The sequence below is a fragment of the Anaeromyxobacter terrae genome, from assembly GCF_022690685.1.
Classification (GTDB): domain Bacteria; phylum Myxococcota; class Myxococcia; order Myxococcales; family Anaeromyxobacteraceae; genus Anaeromyxobacter; species Anaeromyxobacter terrae.
The window spans coordinates 1-15,661 of the sequence record NZ_JALCYY010000088.1; the positions used below are offsets into that span (position 1 = coordinate 1).

Consider the following 15,661-nt stretch of genomic DNA (forward strand, 5'->3'; position numbering starts at 1 on the left):
GAGATCAGCTGCGGCGCACGATGCCTGCCTGCGCCGGGCAGGCTCGTCGCTGTGCTGCTCGACGTACGGAAGCAGTACGCCTGCGCTGCTCGCTCCTCGCGTGCCCGGCTCGGCGACGGCCTCGTGCGCCTCGCAACCCTGCCTCCTCATCGACCCTAAAACACCAGCATCAGGCCGCCCTGCAGCGAGACGCCGTCGCTCGACAGGTTCCAGCTCTTGCCGCTGCCGAAGTCGTCCACCTGGGCGCGGGTGACGTCGAAGAACAGGTACGTGTGGTTCACGCCGGTGTCGTTGTCGAGCTCGCGCGCGAGCCCCGGGTCGAAGGCGTCGAGGAGCAGCGCGGCGCCGCCGGTCACGGACCAGCCGTTCGTCGCGCCCTTCTTCGACCAGCTGCCGGTGCCGCCCGTCACCCACCAGTTGTAGCGCTCGAGCGCCGCGCGCCCGTAGAACGAGAGCGGCACGAAGCGGTAGCGCTCGGCGAGCCACTCGAAGCGGAGCGTCACGGTCGCGCTCGTCGGGACGATGTCGAGCGTGGTCGTATCGACCGAGGGGACGAGGCTCGTCGAGCCGTCCGGGTTCACCTGCTCGATGAGCCCCTTGCCGCGCTTCTGGAAGTAACCGGTGCGCAGCCCCACCTCGATCGCGCCGAACTGGTTCGCGAGGAGCGCCTTCGATGCGCCGAGGCGGAACATCCAGCCGTGGCCGCCGCCGAGGATCCGCTCGTACGGGCCGGGCTTCGTCGCGAACTCCGAGTCGAGGTTCGGCGTGTAGGTGCCCGCGCCGATCTCGAACGATCCCCACTTCGGGGAGCTGGTCTGCGCGGCGGCCGGCATCGCGAGCGCCGCGAGGGCGAGCGTGAGGAGGACCTTCGCGTTCACTTGCGCCTCCGGAACGCCAGCGCGAGCGCGGCGCCGAGGATGCCGAGCGCGCCGGCGGGCCCGCTCGCGCAGCCGCCCTGCTCCTGGCCGCCGCTCGAGTGGTAGTACTCCCAGAAGTCCTCCACCGGCTGCGGCGTCCCCGGCACCGGGGGATCCGACGGCGCGCTCGCGTTGTCGGACGACGAGTAGGCGAGGACGGTCACCTGGTACTCGACGAGGTTCGTGAGCCCGTCGACCCGGCCGCTGATGCGTCCGGTCTCGTCGAGGATCTTCCCCGACCAGTGATCCCCGGCATCCTTCGTCGGATCGGTCGCCTTCGCGTGGATCTTGTAGTAGCTCGCGTCGGCCGCGCCGCCGACGCCCTTGTCCCAGGAGACGCGCAGCCCATTCTCTCCCGGCTCGACCGTCACGTTGACTGGGCTCGCGGGAGCCTTCAGGTCGAGCTTCATCGAGCCCGTCGCCGACGCGGTGGGATCGCTCCCGCTGGAGGGGCTGAAGTGGACGCAGACGTAGATCGTGCGCGCCGTGGTCTCCGCGCAGGAGTAGCCGGCCGCCTTGACGAAGTCGGCGGTCCGGAAGTCGGCGCTCTGCGGGTTCGCGGTGGCGGTGATGTCGTCGCCGACCTGGGCGGCGTTCACCGCCACGCCGTCGACCGTGGTCGGGCTCGTGTCGCAGAGCTTCAGTCCGGTCGTGGTGCCGGTCGTCGGCTGGCGCGAGGAGGCGTAGACGCGATACGTCCCGCCCGCGACACTCACGGCCGACACCGCCCACGAGAGGCTCACCGTCTGGGTGCTCGTGGGATCGCAGTCCGCCGAGCCGAGGAGGTTGTCCGGCGTGAACGTGAGGGTGCCCGCCGTCTGGGCGCGGACGAGCGCGGGCAGGGCCAGCGCTGCGAGGAGGAGTGCTCGGCGCATGATGGGCGCCGATTCTGCAACCGGAGCGCCAGGGGGGCAAGGGAACGATCCCCGCCGGCCGCCTCGCGATTTCAAGCGTCGCGTGCCCCTCGCCGGCGGGGCGCCGTCAAAATGGCAGCGCCCGCGCTCCCCCGCTGACAATTTGGCAGCCATGTTCTAACGGGGGCTGCGCCCCCGCCCCTGCTCGCCGGGTCCCTTGCGCCACCGCGGGCGGCTTCGCCGCTATCGCGGTGGCGCCCCGGCGGGCTCGCTTCGCTCGGTGACTGTTTCCGAATTCATGCTCGGTCGTTTAGAGGTGTCGCTCCGCGAGGAGCCGCGCGATCTGCAGCGCGTTCGTGGCCGCGCCCTTGCGCGTGTTCTCGACGACGAGGAACAGGTCGAGCCCGCGCGCCTGCGAGCGGTCCTCGCGCAGGCGGCCGACCAGCACCGCGTCCTCGTTCGCGGCGAGCATCGGCATCGGGTAGATGCCCTCCCCCGGCGCGTCGACGACCTTCACGCCCGGCGCGGCCCGCAGGAGCTCCCGCGCCTCGTCCGCGCCGAGCTTCTCGCGCGTCGTGAGGTTCACCGCGGCGGCCTCGCCGTAGAAGACCGGCACCCGCACCGCGGTCGCGGTGAGGCGCAGCTCCGGAGCCGCGAGGACGCGGCGGACGTCGCGGGCGATCCCCTCCTCCTCGTCGGTCGCGCCGCCCTCGCCGAAGGCGCCCACCTGCGGGATGAGGTTGAAGGCGAGCCGGTGCGGGAAGCGCGCCGCGGGATCAGGCTCCTTGAGGCCGAGCAGGTCCCGCGCCTCGCGCTCGAGCTCGGCGACGCCGCCCCGGCCCGCGCCGGAGGCGGGCTCGTACGTCGAGACGACGACCCGCTCGGTCCCCGCGGCGCGGAGCGCCGCGAGCGTCAGCGCGAGGGCGGTCGCGGTCGGACCGGGCGTCGCGACGACGCCGCGGCTGCGGAAGCCGGCGAGCGCGTCGGCGTTCAGCTCGGCGACGACGAGCGGGACCTCGGCGTCGGCGCGGAACGCGGGCGAGACGTCCACGACGGCGCAGCCCTCCGCCCACGCCCGCGGCGCCCACGCCCGGGCGACGTCGGCACCGGCGCAGAAGATCGCGACGTCGCAGCCGCGGAACGCGCCATCCGCGAGCGGGGCGACGCGCAGGTCGTCGCCCTGGAACTCGACCGTCTCGCCCGCGGAGCGGGGCGACGCGAACGGCCGGAGCGCCTTCACGGGAAGGTCGAGCTGATCGAGCGCGTCGAGCGCGGCGCGCCCGACCTCGCCGGTGGCGCCGACGAGGGCGAGGGTCATGGGGAGCTTGGGCACGGGGATCTCCGAGGGGTGAGGTTCGCGGTCGCGGTCGAGGTCGGCCCCTACGCCGCCCTCCGCAAGAGCTCCCTGAGCGCGGGCTCGAGGGTCGGGAAGCGGAAGCGGTAGCCGAGGTCGAGCGCCTTGCGCGGCACCACGCGCTGGCTCGCGAGGACGGCCTCGGCGGCCTCGCCGACCGCGAGCCGGACGGCGAGCTCCGGCGCGGCGAGGAGGCTCGGGCGCCCGAGCACCTTGCCGATCGCGCGAGCGAGGTCGCGGTTCCGGACCGGCTCGGGCGCGCAGGCCGCGAGCGGCCCCTCGACCCGCGCGTCCTCGAGCGCGAACCGCACGAGCGCGACCTCGTCGTGGAGGTGGACCCACGGCATCCAGAAGTCGCCCTTCCCGAGCGGTCCGCCCGCGAAGAGCCGGAACGGCCGGACGAGCTTCGGGAGCGCGCCGCCCTCGGGCGAGAGGACGATGCCGGTGCGCAGGAGCACGAGGCGCGCCCGCGCCGCGGCGGGCGCGGCCGCGGCCTCCCACTCGCGGCAGACGTCGGCGAGGAACCCCTCTCCGGCCGGCGAGCGCTCGTCGAGGAGCTCGTCGCCGCGCGAGCCGTAGTAGCCGACGGCGCTGCCCGAGACGAGCACGCGCGGGCCGCCCGCGCGCACGATCGCGGCGATGCGCTCCGTCGCGCGCACGCGGCTCTCGCGGATGCGCACCTTCTTCGTCGCGGTCCAGCGTCCCTCGACGATGGGCTCTCCCGCGAGGTTCACGCAGGCGTCGCAGCCCGCGAGCGCCTCCTCCCAGCCGCCCGGCTGCGCGGGATCCCCGCGGAGGATGCGCGTGCCCGCCGGCAGGACGCGGCCCGCGCCGCGGCTGCGCGACAGCGCGGTGACCGCGTGCCCCGCCCCGAGGAGCGCGCCGCAGACGGCGCGGCCGATGAGCCCCGTGGCGCCGGTGACGAAGACGTGCATCGCGCCTCCTACGACAGGATCTGCGCGGCGACGTTCGCCCCGGGCACGTGCGACATGAAGTGCACGAGGGCGAGCAGCCCCGCCGCGAGCGCCGCGTAGCCGAGGCCGAAGGCGGCCATCTCGAGGGGCCGGAGCGGCGCCGCCTTCGCGGCCTGCTCCATCCGCTGGAGGTCGCGGACGAAGAGCGCCTCGGACGGCGAGCCGAGCGGCGGCCCCGCCACCGCGCGCAGGTAGCGGAATTGCGCCGGACCGAAGCGGGCGCGCTCGGGCAAGAGCCGCAGCGCCCGTCCGCCCGCGCGCGCCTGCGTCTCGGCGACGAGCTCGAGCCCGCCGAGGAGCGCGATGATCCAGACGAGCTCGTAGCCGAGCGTCGTGCCCACCGCGACCGCGGCGCCGAGGCCGAGGATCGTGAGCGCGACCCCCAGGCTCGACGAGAACGAGAACGCGAAGGCCTGCATGACGCGGCCGCCGTCGAGCGGGGCGATGGGGAGGAGGTTGAACAGGTTGATGACCGCCCACCACGTCGCCACCGCCGCGAACATCGGATCCCGCGTCCACAGCCAGAGCGCGACCGGGAGGAGCGCGAAGATCGAGCCCCACAGCGGCCCGTTCAGCGCGACGTACGCCTGCTGGCGGCGCGAGGAGAAGGCGTCGTCGGTGACGGCGATCGCCCCGAGGAACGGCACGAAGTACATGCCGCGCACGCTCATGCCGGTCTTCCGCATGGCGTGCACGTGGCCGTACTCGTGCACGAAGAGCTGGACGAGGAGCGCCACCGCGAACTTCCAGGAGAAGAGGACGCCGTAGGTCGCGGCGGAGGCCGCCGCCCACCCGAGGTTGGCGGTCTTCGCCGCCTTGGCGAGGGTCCCGCCGAGCTTGCCGAGGAGGCCGAGGAGCCCCACCCGCGACCGGCGCCCTTCGGGCGGCGCCTCGGCTTGCGCGAGCGCCGCCTCGACGACGGGGGGCGCGAGCAGGGCCGGGGGCAGGACGTGCCACGCCGGGGCACGCTGCACCACGAGGCCGAGCAGGAGCGCGGCATCGCGCAGGTCCTCGACCTCGACTTCGGCGCCGTCGAGCCCGCGCACGGGCTCGCACGTGCGCGTGCCGGCGAAGTCGGCGAACGCGAAGGAGCGGCCGCGCGCGTCCGCCACGATGGCGTAGCGCTGCCACGAGCCGTCGGGGCGCGGGCTCCTGCCGAACCCGAGCCGGAGCTCCTCCCAGCGCGCCGAGAGCGACGCGTCGCGCCCCTTCACCGCGAGGCCATCGACCGTCGCGACGACGCGCAGGCCGGTGAGCTGCCGGAACGCGAGCGCGAGGGCGGCGGCGACCGCGCCGAACACGAGCGAGAGCAGGAACGGCGCGCCCGCGACGACGCCGAGGACGACGCCGCCGGCGGCGCCGGCGACGAGGGCGAGGAGGACGTTGCGGAGCGCAGGGCGAAAGACGGCGGCTTCCATGGTGGGCGTTCTGGCCTTCGCGGCCGGTCGTGACCGTTGGAGGGGCGAAGGACGGAAGATAGCCGAGTCGGGGCCTGCGCGCCCGAGGGGGCCGTGGGCCGTATGCGGAATCCTTCGGCGGGTCGCGCCGGCCGGGTCAACGAGGTGCACGAAACCGGAGCCGAGGCGGGCACCCGCAGCGACGCGCGTCGAGGCGCTCCTTCGAGGGGAGCCGCGCACAGCGGCGCCTGGCAGTGCGCCGCAGGCGCAAGGAGCGAGGACGCCCGCCGCAGGCCCGGGATCGTGCACCGAGTCAGCGGTCGGCGCCGGGGCCGAGGCCCTTCGGGAACCTGAGCTCCGCCTCGCTCGGGCGCACGTAGTGCGGCTCGAGCGCGAAGAGCGCCTGCGGGTCGAAGCTCGCGCCGGCGAGCCTCGGCGCGGCGATCGCGGCGACCGCTGCCGCGGTCGGCGTCACGATGGCGGTGGCGAGCCGCGCGAGCCGGCCCTCGAGCGCCGCGGCGTACGTCGCGTAGCCCTCGCCGAACGCGGCGGCGCCGGGTAGCGCCGCGACGGTCTCGAGGAGCGCGGCCGGCGAGAGCGCCGCCTCCGGCAGCACCGCCTCGACCGCCTCGCCCGCCGCGCGGTAGAAGCCCGCGTAGACCTCGCCCTTCTTGGCGTCGAGGAGCGGCACGAGCACCTCGCCCGGGCGGGCGTCCGCCGCCGCGGCGAGCGCCATCGCCGCGAGGCTCGACGCCCCCACGATCGGACGGCGGCTCGCGTAGGCGAGCCCCTTCCACGTGGCGAGCCCGATGCGGAGCCCGGTGAACGAGCCGGGGCCGATGCCGATCGCGAAGCCCTCGACGTCGGCGAGCCGCAGCCCCTCCGCGTCGAGGAGGGCGACGAGCGCGCCGGGGAGCCGCGCCCCGTGGCCGCCGGTCGCGCCCGCGGCGGGGCGCGCCGGGGCGTGCTCCGTCCGCTCGCGGCGGACGCGCGGCGACGCGCCGGCGACGACGTCCACGAGCGCGCACGAGAGCGTGAGCGTGGCGGTGTCGAGGGCGGCGACGAGCATGCCGCGCTTCTACCCCATGAGCCGCACGATGTCGTTCTTGAACACGAAGATCATGAGCGTGAAGAGCAGGATGATCCCCACGATGTTGGCGATCTCCCGCGCGCGGAGCGACAGCGGCCGCCGCGTCACGGACTCGACGAGCGCCTGCGCGATGTGCCCGCCGTCGAGGACCGGGATCGGCAGGAGGTTCATGAGGCCGAGGTTCACGCTGATGAGCGCCATCTTGAAGAGGAACGAGGCCCAGCCCTCCTGCGCCGCCTCGGAGGCGATGGAGAACAGCATGATCGGCCCGCCCACCGTCTTGAAGCTGATCTGGCCGGTGACGATCCGCTGGATGCCGAGCACGGTGAGACGCACCACCTCGGAGAGCTGGCGCCACGCGAGCTCGGCCATCTCGACCACGCCGCGCGAGAGCGGGATCTCGTCGACCACGAGCGCCTTGGCGTCCACGAGCGCGCGGCGATCGGGGTGGAAGCCGAGCACGAGCCGCTCCCTCCGCTCCTTCGTGAGGTCGTCGACGTAGCTCTCCTTCGCCGGGACGAGCGTCGCGGTCCGCCCGCCGGCGAGCGTGAGCGTCACCGGCTTGCCGGCCTGGAACTCGCGGCCGAGCGCGTTCACGTCGCGCGTGAACGAGCGCACCGGCTTCCCGTTGATCGCGGCGATCGCGTCGCCGCGGCGGAGCCCGGCCTTGTCGGCGGGGCTGCCGGGGACGACGGCCGCGACGAACGTCGACAGCGACGGGTCGGCGGGGAGGAAGGCTGGGCGTCCCTCCACGCAGGTCGGGACCTCCTCGAGCTTCACCGGATCGAAGGTCGCGAGGGTCGCCCCGGGGAGCGCCACCGGCCTCTCGCGGACGACCTCGAGCGACACGGGCTTGCACGCCGCGGCGCGGACCGCGTGATCGAGCTCGCCGAGGTGGCGGACCTTCTGCCCGTTCACCGCGACGACGAGATCGAACGGCTCGAGCGGCCCTGCGGCGCCGGGCGCCGGCGCCACCACGGCGGGGGCGTAGAACGGCGTCACGCCGATGACCCCGCGGCGGGTGGTCTCGATGGGGTTCGACTCCTCGTCGGACGCCGGCACGATGGTGACGGGCTCGACGGCCGCCCCGTCGCGCTCGACGCGGAACGTGAGCGGCTCCCCCGCGTGCGGCGACACGAGATCACGCAGGTCGCCGAAGTAGCGCACCGGCGCGGGCGCCGTGCCCGGCACCTGGACGGAGAGGATCCGGTCCCCGGCGCGCAGCCCCGCCTCCGCGGCGGGCGAGCCCGGGGCGACGGTGCCGACCACCGGACCCGCGGTGGGCTCACCGTTCTGCCCGATCATGAGGGCGAAGTAGATGAGCCCGGGGAAGACGAGGTTCATCGCCGGCCCGGCGAACGCGATGAGGAGCCGCTTCCAGGGCGGCTGCTCGAGGAAGCCGCGGCCGCGATCTTCCGGCGCGAGCTCCTCGGACGGGTCGTCGCCCGCCATCTTCACGTAGCCGCCGAGCGGCAGGAGCGAGATCCGGTACTCGGTCTCGCCGCGCGTGAACCCGAACAGCCGCACCCCGAACCCGATCGAGAAGCGGACGACCTTCACCCCGAGCGCCTTGGCCACGAGGAAGTGGCCGAGCTCGTGGACGAAGATGAGCCCGCCGAGCAGGAGGACGATCGACCCAGCCTTGAGGAGGAAATCCGGCATGTCATCCCCATCGTACCGGGCGGCCGGGCGATTCGCCCGGGCCCGTGACGAAACTTTCGTCGCCTTGATGGAGCCAGGAAGGCGCGGCGGGGGGCGCGCGGGCTACCGACCCGCGCGGGCGACGCGTTTCTCGGCCTCGCGGCGGCCCCACTCGCTCGCGGCGAGCGCCTGCTCGACGCTCCGGACGGGCTCGACGGCGTGCGCCTCGAGGACGGCGGCGCAGATGTCGGCAATGTCGGGAAAGCGGCACCGGCGGGCGAGGAACGCGGCGACCGCCGCCTCGTCGGCTCCGGAGAGCACCGCGGGCGCGGTGCCGCCGAGCTCGAGCGCGCGGTAGGCGAGCATGAACGCCGGGAAGCGCGCCGGATCGGGCTGCTCGAAGGTGAGCTTGCCCAGGCGGGCGAGGTCGAGCGGCGCGAGGTCGAGCGGCAGCCGCTCCGGGTGGCCCATCGCGTAGCTGATCGGCCCGCGCATGTCGGAGACGCCGAGCTGCGCGACCATCGAGCCGTCGATGTACTCCACCATCGAGTGCACGATGGACTCCGGGTGAACGACGATGTCGATGCGGCGCGGCTCGACGCCGAAGAGCCAGCGCGCCTCGATCACCTCGAGCCCCTTGTTCATCAGGGTCGCCGAGTCGATGGTGATCTTGTCCCCCATCGACCAGTTCGGGTGCTTGAGCGCACGCTCGGGGCCGACGTCGGCGAGCTCGGCGGCGGGCACGAGGCGGAGCGGGCCGCCCGAGGCCGTGAGGATGAGGCGGCGCACCTCGCGCCGGTTGTGGCCGACGAGCGACTGGTAGATGGCGCTGTGCTCCGAGTCGACCGGCAGGATCGGCACGCCGCGCGCCGCGGCGCGCGCGGTGAGCAGCTCGCCCGCGAGCACGAGCGACTCCTTGTTCGCGAGGCCGACGGGCTTCCCCGCCTCGATCGCCGCGGCGGTGGAGCGGAGGCCCGCGCCGCCGGAGATCGCGGCGAGCACGAAGTCCACGTCGGGGTGCGAGGCGACCGCGACCGCCCCCGCCTCGCCGACCAGCACCTCGGTGCCGGGCGCCAGCTCGCGCACCGCGCGCGCGGCGGCCTCGTCCGCGACGGACACGAGGCGCGGGCGAAAGCGCCGGACCTGCTCGGCGAGCCGGCTCGCGTTGCGGCCGGCGGCGAGCCCGAACACCTGGAAGCGCTCGGGAAAACGGCCGGCGACGTCGAGCGCCTGCACGCCGATGGAGCCGGTGGAGCCGAGGATCGCGACGCGCTTCACGGAGCGAATCTCTATCACGGGCGGGCGAGGTGCGACCGGACGGCCCTACCGGAGGTACGCCGCGCAGACGTACACCCACGGCGCGACGAACAGGAGCGCGTCGATGCGGTCGAGGAGCCCGCCGTGGCCGGGGATGATCTTGCCGGAGTCCTTCACCCCCGCCGCGCGCTTCACCATCGACTCGGCCAGGTCGCCGAGCGGCCCGAGGACCGCCCCGCCGAGCCCGATCGCGATCGCGAGACCCACCGAGAGCTCGTCCTGAAGGAGGAGCGCGCGCGTGACGAGCGCGCCCACGACGCTGCCCACCGCCCCGCCGGCGAAGCCCTCCCAGGTCTTCTTGGGCGAGATCCGCTCGAGCAGCTTGTGCCGGCCGAGCGCGTGCCCGGTGAAGTAGGCGAAGGTGTCGTTGCCCCAGGTCACCACGAACGCGAGGATGACCCAGCCCACGTCGAACCGCAGCCGGAGCCCGACGAGCGAGGCGATGAGCAGGCCGCAGTAGAGCCAGGAGAGCGCGATGATCGCCATCGCGCGCGGCGCCTCCTCGAGCGGCGATCGCCGGAAAAGGGAGAAGACGAACAGGACGATGGTCGCGCCGCCGAGCGCGAGCCCCGACCACCCGGGCAGGAGGTTGCCGCTCGGCTCCCACGCGGCGACGAACGGGATCGCGCCCGCGACCGCGACGCCGAACACCTCGGTCGCGCCGACGGCCCCGAACATCACCACGAGCTCGAAGGCGGCGATCGCGGCGGCGCCGCCCGCCAGCACCGCGAACGGGAGGCCGCCGACGTAGGTGAGCCACACCGCGAGCGGGAACAGCACCGCCGCGGACGCGACGCGGACCACGAGGTTCTGGCGGTTCTTCTGATCGAACGCGCGCATTCGCTAGGTGCGGGGGCCGAGCTGCGCGCCGGTGAGGCCGAAGCGGCGCTCGCGCCCCTGGAAGTCCTCGATGGCGCGGAAGAGCTCCCGGTCGCGGAAGTCCGGCCAGAGGACGTCGGAGAAGTAGAGCTCCGCGTAGGCACACTGCCAGAGGAGGAAGTTCGAGATGCGCCGCTCGCCGCTCGTCCGGACGAGCAGGTCGAGCTCGGGGAGGCCGGCGGTCCAGAGCGCCGCCTCGAGGTCGTCCGCGTCGAGCTCGGCGCCCTTCGCCGCCGCCGCGCGACGCGCGGCCTGCACGAGCTCCTGGCGGGCGCCGTAGGAGAGCGCCAGGGTGAGCGTCATCCCCGTGTTCGCCGCGGTCTCGGCGCGCACCGACGCGAGCTTCTCGCGCACGACGTCGGGCAGCCGGTCGAGCTCGCCGATCGCGTTCAGCCGGATGCCGTTCTGCATCATCTCGGCGCGCTCGGACTCGAGGAACTCGGCGAGCAGCGACATGAGCGCCCCCACCTCCTCGTCCGGGCGCGCCCAGTTCTCGGCGCTGAAGGCGTAGAGGGTGAGCGCCTCCACGCCGATGCGTCGCGCGGCGCGCGTCACCGCTCGCACCGCCTCCGAGCCCTCGCGGTGTCCGAGCACGCGTGGCAACCCGCGCGCCTCCGCCCACCGCCCGTTCCCGTCCATGATGATGGCGACGTGGCGCGGCACGGGCCTCGCCCGCACGCGTGCCTCGAGCTCTTCGACGGGGGTCTCGCCGGTCACGCCGCGGCTCATAGCACGGGTCGCCGGGCGGCCGCGAGCCCGAACGTCAGTCAGGGCGGGGGTTTGACCGTTCCCGCGACGGTTGGCGTATGCTCGATTCCCGTGCCCCCCCGCCGCGTCGGCCCGTACGAGATCCTGTCCGTCATCGGACGGGGAGGGGTCGGGACCGTCTACCGCGGACGGCACGTCGAGACCGGCCACCTCGCCGCGGTGAAGGTGCTCGGCCCGAGCGCGGCCGCCGACCCGACCGCCGCGCGCCGGCTCGCGCGTGAGTACGAGGTGCTCCGCGACCTCGATCACCCGAACGTCGTCCGGGTGTACGACGCGGGGTTCTCCGCCGGCTGCTCGTACCTCGCGATGGAGCTCGTCCTCGGGCTCCACCTGCGCGCCTACCTCTCCCCCGCGCTCGACGCCGCGCCGACGCCGCTCTGCGCGCGCGCCTCGCCTGGCGAGTCCGACGACGAGACCGAGTCGGGCGGGACCGGCCCCTTCCCGGACGCGCGCGCCGCGCTCGCCGCCATGCTCGACGAGCCCGCGACGGAGACGGAGTGGCCCGACCCGGCCGAACCCTCGTCGAGCGGCGGGTGCGGGCTCGCGCCCCCCTCTCCGCAGCTCCTCGTCGCGCTCAACCGTCCGGGTCGGGTCCACCGGCTCCGCGCCGCGCTGGCCCAGGTCGCGGACGCCCTCGCCTACGTGCACGCGGAAGGGCTCGTGCACCGCGACCTGAAGCCGACGAACGTCATGATCGACGACGCGCGCGTCGCTCGGCTCATGGACTTCGGCCTCGTGAAGACCGCGGCGGCGGATCCGGAGGAGGCGCTCACCGCGGTCGGCCGCGTGGTCGGCACCTACCGCTACATGTCTCCCGAGCAGGCGCAGGGCCAGCCCGTGGACGCGCGCAGCGACCTCTACAGCCTCGGCGTCATCCTGTTCGAGCTCCTCGCGGGCGTCCCACCGTTCGCGTCGAGCGATCCCGTCGCGCTCTGGCGCGAGATCCTCCACGCGGCGCCGCCCCCGCTGCTCTGCGTGAACGCCGGCGCGGACCCCAGGCTCGCGCGGCTCGCCGAGCGGCTCCTCGAGAAGGACCCCGGCCGCCGGCCGCCGACGGCGGACGAGGTCGCGCAGGAGCTCAGGGCCATGGACACCTGAGCGACCGCCGCGCCTGACGTCCGGGCGGGCCCCCTCGTTCCCGCCAGCACCTCCGGGCGACCTCGCCGGCGGCGCGCACGCGGCGCGAACCGAGGCTAGGGCATCGCCGGCGGGCATGCGCCCGCGCGGAGGATGACCATGGGTGATCGCTCGCGGGCGGCGGCCGGCTTCGGCCGACGGAGGCTCCTCACGACCGGGCTCGGCGCGCTCGGCGTGGCGGGCGTGGGCGGAGTGCCCGGCGGGGCGCGCGCGGAGAAGGCGCGCGGCGGTGGAGACGTGCTCGCCGCGCCGGTGGGCGGCTCGAGCGAGCCGTCGGCGATCCCCTGGCTCGACAAGAACGGCAGCCACAACCAGTCGCCGGGCCCGGGGATGGACCCCTCGAACATCTTCCACTTCAAGGGGCGCATCGCGCGCGCGAACGACTTCGAGGGGACGGGCAAGGACGGGAAGGGAAGCCCGCTGCCGTGGGGCGCTCCCTCCACGGACTTCTCCTTCATCGACGCGACCTACTGGCCGACGAACCGGATCGAGCGGCGCGGGATCTTCTCGCACCTCTGACTGACGATCTTCCGGGGATCGTCGATCCCCGCCGAAAAGGTCCACGACCTCCATCCGCTGATCCGTCCGAACGGCCTCTACTGGATGGCCGACGTCCCCCCGGGCGCGCTCGTGGTCTCCGCGGACGGGCGCAAGGCGACGCTCCGGCTCACGGGCCTCGCCGTCATCGACCAGCCGCGCTGGCCCGCGCCCGACGCCGACGCGCGCCGTGCCCGCCTCGACGTCACGGTCGTGTGGACCGCGACCGACGAGCCGGTGACGATCGACGATCCCGCACGGCAGCTCCGCTTCAAGGGCTGGAAGGCGACCGCCCAGGCCGAGGCGCGGGTCGAGGTGCCGTCCCTCGGCTTCACCTGGCGCTCGGATCCGCTCGCCGGCTCGCGGGCGCGGTTCGGCGTGATCGGCGAGGAGGCGAACGGGCGCTACTACGGCGCGTGAGCGCGGCGTCGCGCCGCCCCCCCCGTGCCGGCCGGGCGCCGCGGTGGCCATCGTGAGTGCGTGCGACTCGCGGAGCTCCTCCTCGGCAAGCGGATCGCCGATCGCGACGCGGACACCGAGCGGCTCGGCGTCGCGTCGGGCGTGCCGGTGCTCGGGCTCGACGCGCTCGCGTCCGCCGCCTACGGGCCCGAGGCGGCGCTCACCGTGCTCCTCGCGCTCGGCGCCGCCGGGATCCGCTTCGCCGGCCCGGTGACGCTCGTCATCGTCGCGCTCCTCGCGGTCGTCCAGACGTCCTACCGCCAGACCATCGGGGCGTACCCGGACGGCGGCGGCTCCTACACGGTGTCGAAGGAGAACCTCGGCAAGGGGCTCGGGCTCGTCGCCGCGGCCGCGCTCTTCGTCGACTACGCGCTCAACGTCGCCGTCGCCATCTCCGCCGGCGTGGGCGCGCTCGTCTCGGCGGTGCCGCGGCTCCTCCCGCTGACGCTGCCGCTCTGCCTCGCGCTGCTCGCCCTCCTCACCCTCGCGAACCTGCGCGGGCTCCGGACCACGGGCGTGCTGTTCATGATCCCCACGGCCGCCTTCGTGGCGTGCCTCGGCGGGGTGATCCTGCTCGGGCTCGTCCGCGCCGCCCTGGCGGGTGGGCACCCCGCGCCCGTCGTCCCGCCCACGCCGCTCCACGCGGCGACGGCGGCCGTGAGCGCCTGGATCGTCGTCCGCGCCTTCGCGGCGGGGTGCACGGCGATGACCGGCGTCGAGGCGGTGAGCAACGCCGTGCCCGTGTTCCGGGCCCCGGCCCAGGCGCGCGCGAAGCGGACGCTCGCCACCGTCGTCGGCATCCTCGTCGTGCTGCTCCTCGGGATCGCCGCCCTCACCCACGCCTACGGGATCGGCGCGACCGAGCCCGGCGCGCCGGGCTACCAGAGCGTCCTCTCCCAGCTCGTCGCCGCCGTCGGCGGACGCGGCCCGCTCTACGCCGTGGCGATGGCGGCGGTGATCGCGGTCCTCTGCCTCTCCGCGAACACGAGCTTCGCGGACTTCCCGCGCCTGTGCCGCGCCCTCGCGCTCGACCGCCACCTCCCCGAGGCGTTCGCGCACGCCGGGCGTCGCCTCGTGTACTCCACCGGCGTGGTCCTCCTCGCCGCGCTCGCGGGCGTCCTGCTCCTCGCCTTCCGCGGGATCACCGACCGGCTCGTGCCGCTCTTCGCGGTCGGCGCGTTCACCGCGTTCACGCTCTCGCAGGCGGGCATGGTCGTCCACTGGCGCCGCCATCCCGGGCCGTCCTCGCGCCGCAGCCTGGCGCTCAACGCGGCCGGCGCCGCGCTCACCGGGGCGACGCTCCTCGTCATCCTCGCGTCGAAATTCGCCGAGGGCGCCTGGATCACGGTGCTGTGCATCCCGGCGCTCGTCGTGCTCTTCCGGCGGATGCGTGCCCGCTACGACGCGGTCCTGTCCGCGATCCGGACGGACGCGCCGCTCGACCTCGAGGATGCGGTGCCGCCCGTCGTGGTGGTCCCGGTGCGCCACCTCGACCAGGTGACGCGCAAGGCGCTCCGGTTCGCGCTCACGATCTCGCCGGACGTGCACGCGATACAGGTGCTCGCCGCGGAGCGCGAGGTCGAGAACCTGGCGAACGTCTGGGACCGTCAGGTCGCCGAGCCGGCCCGCCGGCGCGGCCTCCACCCGCCCCAGCTCGTGCGGCTGCGGACGCAGTACCGCGAGGTCGTCGACCCGCTGCTCGCCTACGTCAGGCGGCTCGCGGCCCAGGACCGGTCGCGCTTCGTCGCGGTGCTCGTCCCCGAGCTCGTCGAGACGCGCTGGTACCACGCCCTGTTCTTCAGCCACACCGCGACCGCGCTGAAGCGGATGCTCCTCTCTCGCGGCGGACCGCAGGTGGTGGTCATCGACGCCCCCTGGCACCTCGCCGGGCACCGGCGCGTGTCACCTCGGCGGCGGGCGCAGGCCGAGGCGCGAGTGCCGCTCGCGGTCCGGACGGCGGAGCGCTGAGGCAGCACCTGGCAGGCCGCCGGGCCGCGCGCCACCGTCGTACCCGCCGCGTATCCTGTCCTCGCCGTGTCGGACCTCCCCTCCTCCGCGCTCGACTACGCCGCCGTGGTCTCCGAGTACTTCCTCGGGCTGCGCGGCGCAGGGCTCATGCTGTCGCCGCTCGACGAGGAGATCGTGAGCGACTGGGAGCGGCGCGGCGTCCCGGTGGCCGTCGTCTGCCGCGGGCTGCGGCGCGGCCTCGAGCAGCAGAAGGAGAGCGGCGCCGCGCGGCCGCCCCGCTCGCTGCGCGCGCTCAGGCTCGCGGTCGAGGACGAGTGGCGCGACTACCGGAGCGGCCGCGTGGGCGACGCGCCGGCGCCCGCGGGTGAG

General features: G+C 74.6%; 14 protein-coding genes and 1 pseudogene. 5 read left to right on the top strand and 10 right to left on the bottom strand.

Annotation, left to right across the window (positions count from 1 at the left end):
- Positions 1–155 precede the first annotated feature (155 nt).
- From MNY62_RS23560 to MNY62_RS23605, 10 genes are all read right to left on the bottom strand, one after another.
- The gene (locus MNY62_RS23560) at positions 156–878 is read right to left on the bottom strand and encodes an MXAN_2562 family outer membrane beta-barrel protein (protein WP_242346778.1); all 723 of its coding nucleotides are present in this window, start codon (positions 876–878) and stop codon (positions 156–158) included.
- Positions 875–1,792, bottom strand: coding sequence for a fibronectin type III domain-containing protein (locus MNY62_RS23565; RefSeq protein WP_242346779.1), 918 nt, complete (start codon positions 1,790–1,792; stop codon positions 875–877). The genes MNY62_RS23560 and MNY62_RS23565 overlap by 4 nt, the downstream gene beginning before the upstream one ends.
- A 289-nt stretch (positions 1,793–2,081) precedes the next feature.
- A complete protein-coding gene (locus MNY62_RS23570; protein WP_242346780.1) occupies positions 2,082–3,104 on the bottom strand; it encodes an aspartate-semialdehyde dehydrogenase in 1,023 nt (340 codons plus the stop codon).
- 47 nt (positions 3,105–3,151) lie between these two features.
- A complete protein-coding gene (locus MNY62_RS23575; RefSeq protein WP_242346781.1) occupies positions 3,152–4,060 on the bottom strand; it encodes a TIGR01777 family oxidoreductase in 909 nt (302 codons plus the stop codon).
- 8 nt (positions 4,061–4,068) lie between these two features.
- Positions 4,069–5,517, bottom strand: coding sequence for a site-2 protease family protein (locus tag MNY62_RS23580; protein ID WP_242346782.1), 1,449 nt, complete (start codon positions 5,515–5,517; stop codon positions 4,069–4,071).
- Between the two features lie 292 nt (positions 5,518–5,809).
- On the bottom strand, positions 5,810–6,565 hold the full coding sequence (gene tsaB, locus MNY62_RS23585) for a tRNA (adenosine(37)-N6)-threonylcarbamoyltransferase complex dimerization subunit type 1 TsaB (RefSeq protein WP_242346783.1): 756 nt from the start codon (positions 6,563–6,565) through the stop codon (positions 5,810–5,812).
- 9 nt (positions 6,566–6,574) lie between these two features.
- Complete coding sequence (gene rseP, locus MNY62_RS23590; protein ID WP_242346784.1) at positions 6,575–8,248, bottom strand: RIP metalloprotease RseP; 1,674 nt, start codon at positions 8,246–8,248, stop codon at positions 6,575–6,577.
- A 102-nt stretch (positions 8,249–8,350) separates the two neighbouring features.
- A complete protein-coding gene (locus tag MNY62_RS23595; RefSeq protein WP_242346785.1) occupies positions 8,351–9,505 on the bottom strand; it encodes a 1-deoxy-D-xylulose-5-phosphate reductoisomerase in 1,155 nt (384 codons plus the stop codon).
- Positions 9,506–9,550: 45 nt separating this feature from the next.
- A complete protein-coding gene (locus tag MNY62_RS23600) occupies positions 9,551–10,384 on the bottom strand; it encodes a phosphatidate cytidylyltransferase (protein WP_242346786.1) in 834 nt (277 codons plus the stop codon).
- A gap of 3 nt (positions 10,385–10,387) precedes the next feature.
- On the bottom strand, positions 10,388–11,152 hold the full coding sequence (locus MNY62_RS23605; protein ID WP_242346787.1) for an isoprenyl transferase: 765 nt from the start codon (positions 11,150–11,152) through the stop codon (positions 10,388–10,390).
- A gap of 90 nt (positions 11,153–11,242) precedes the next feature.
- Between MNY62_RS23605 and MNY62_RS23610 the strand changes: the two genes are divergently transcribed.
- From MNY62_RS23610 to MNY62_RS23630, 5 genes and pseudogenes are all read left to right on the top strand, one after another.
- Positions 11,243–12,289: a serine/threonine-protein kinase gene (locus tag MNY62_RS23610; RefSeq protein ID WP_242346788.1), complete on the top strand. Its 1,047-nt coding sequence runs from the start codon at positions 11,243–11,245 to the stop codon at positions 12,287–12,289.
- 138 nt (positions 12,290–12,427) lie between these two features.
- Positions 12,428–12,847, top strand: coding sequence for a hypothetical protein (locus MNY62_RS23615; protein ID WP_242346789.1), 420 nt, complete (start codon positions 12,428–12,430; stop codon positions 12,845–12,847).
- Positions 12,848–12,931: 84 nt separating this feature from the next.
- Complete coding sequence (locus tag MNY62_RS23620; protein WP_242346790.1) at positions 12,932–13,285, top strand: hypothetical protein; 354 nt, start codon at positions 12,932–12,934, stop codon at positions 13,283–13,285.
- 60 nt (positions 13,286–13,345) lie between these two features.
- Entirely contained in the window at positions 13,346–15,292 is a 1,947-nt protein-coding gene (locus MNY62_RS23625; protein ID WP_242346791.1) for an APC family permease, read from the top strand.
- Between the two features lie 66 nt (positions 15,293–15,358).
- Positions 15,359–15,661 (top strand): annotated as a pseudogene (locus tag MNY62_RS23630) (hypothetical protein); the annotation flags it as partial.

Bases quoted from the DNA above. Each gene is read 5' to 3' on its own strand.
- MNY62_RS23565 (WP_242346779.1), bottom strand. From the start codon at position 1,792: ATGCGCCGAGCACTCCTCCTCGCAGCGCTGGCCCTGCCCGCGCTCGTC.
- MNY62_RS23575 (WP_242346781.1), bottom strand. From the start codon at position 4,060: ATGCACGTCTTCGTCACCGGCGCCACGGGGCTCATCGGCCGCGCCGTC.
- MNY62_RS23580 (WP_242346782.1), bottom strand. From the start codon at position 5,517: ATGGAAGCCGCCGTCTTTCGCCCTGCGCTCCGCAACGTCCTCCTCGCC.
- tsaB (WP_242346783.1), bottom strand. From the start codon at position 6,565: ATGCTCGTCGCCGCCCTCGACACCGCCACGCTCACGCTCTCGTGCGCG.
- rseP (WP_242346784.1), bottom strand. From the start codon at position 8,248: ATGCCGGATTTCCTCCTCAAGGCTGGGTCGATCGTCCTCCTGCTCGGC.
- MNY62_RS23600 (WP_242346786.1), bottom strand. From the start codon at position 10,384: ATGCGCGCGTTCGATCAGAAGAACCGCCAGAACCTCGTGGTCCGCGTC.
- MNY62_RS23605 (WP_242346787.1), bottom strand. From the start codon at position 11,152: ATGAGCCGCGGCGTGACCGGCGAGACCCCCGTCGAAGAGCTCGAGGCA.
- MNY62_RS23615 (WP_242346789.1), top strand. From the start codon at position 12,428: ATGGGTGATCGCTCGCGGGCGGCGGCCGGCTTCGGCCGACGGAGGCTC.
- MNY62_RS23620 (WP_242346790.1), top strand. From the start codon at position 12,932: ATGGCCGACGTCCCCCCGGGCGCGCTCGTGGTCTCCGCGGACGGGCGC.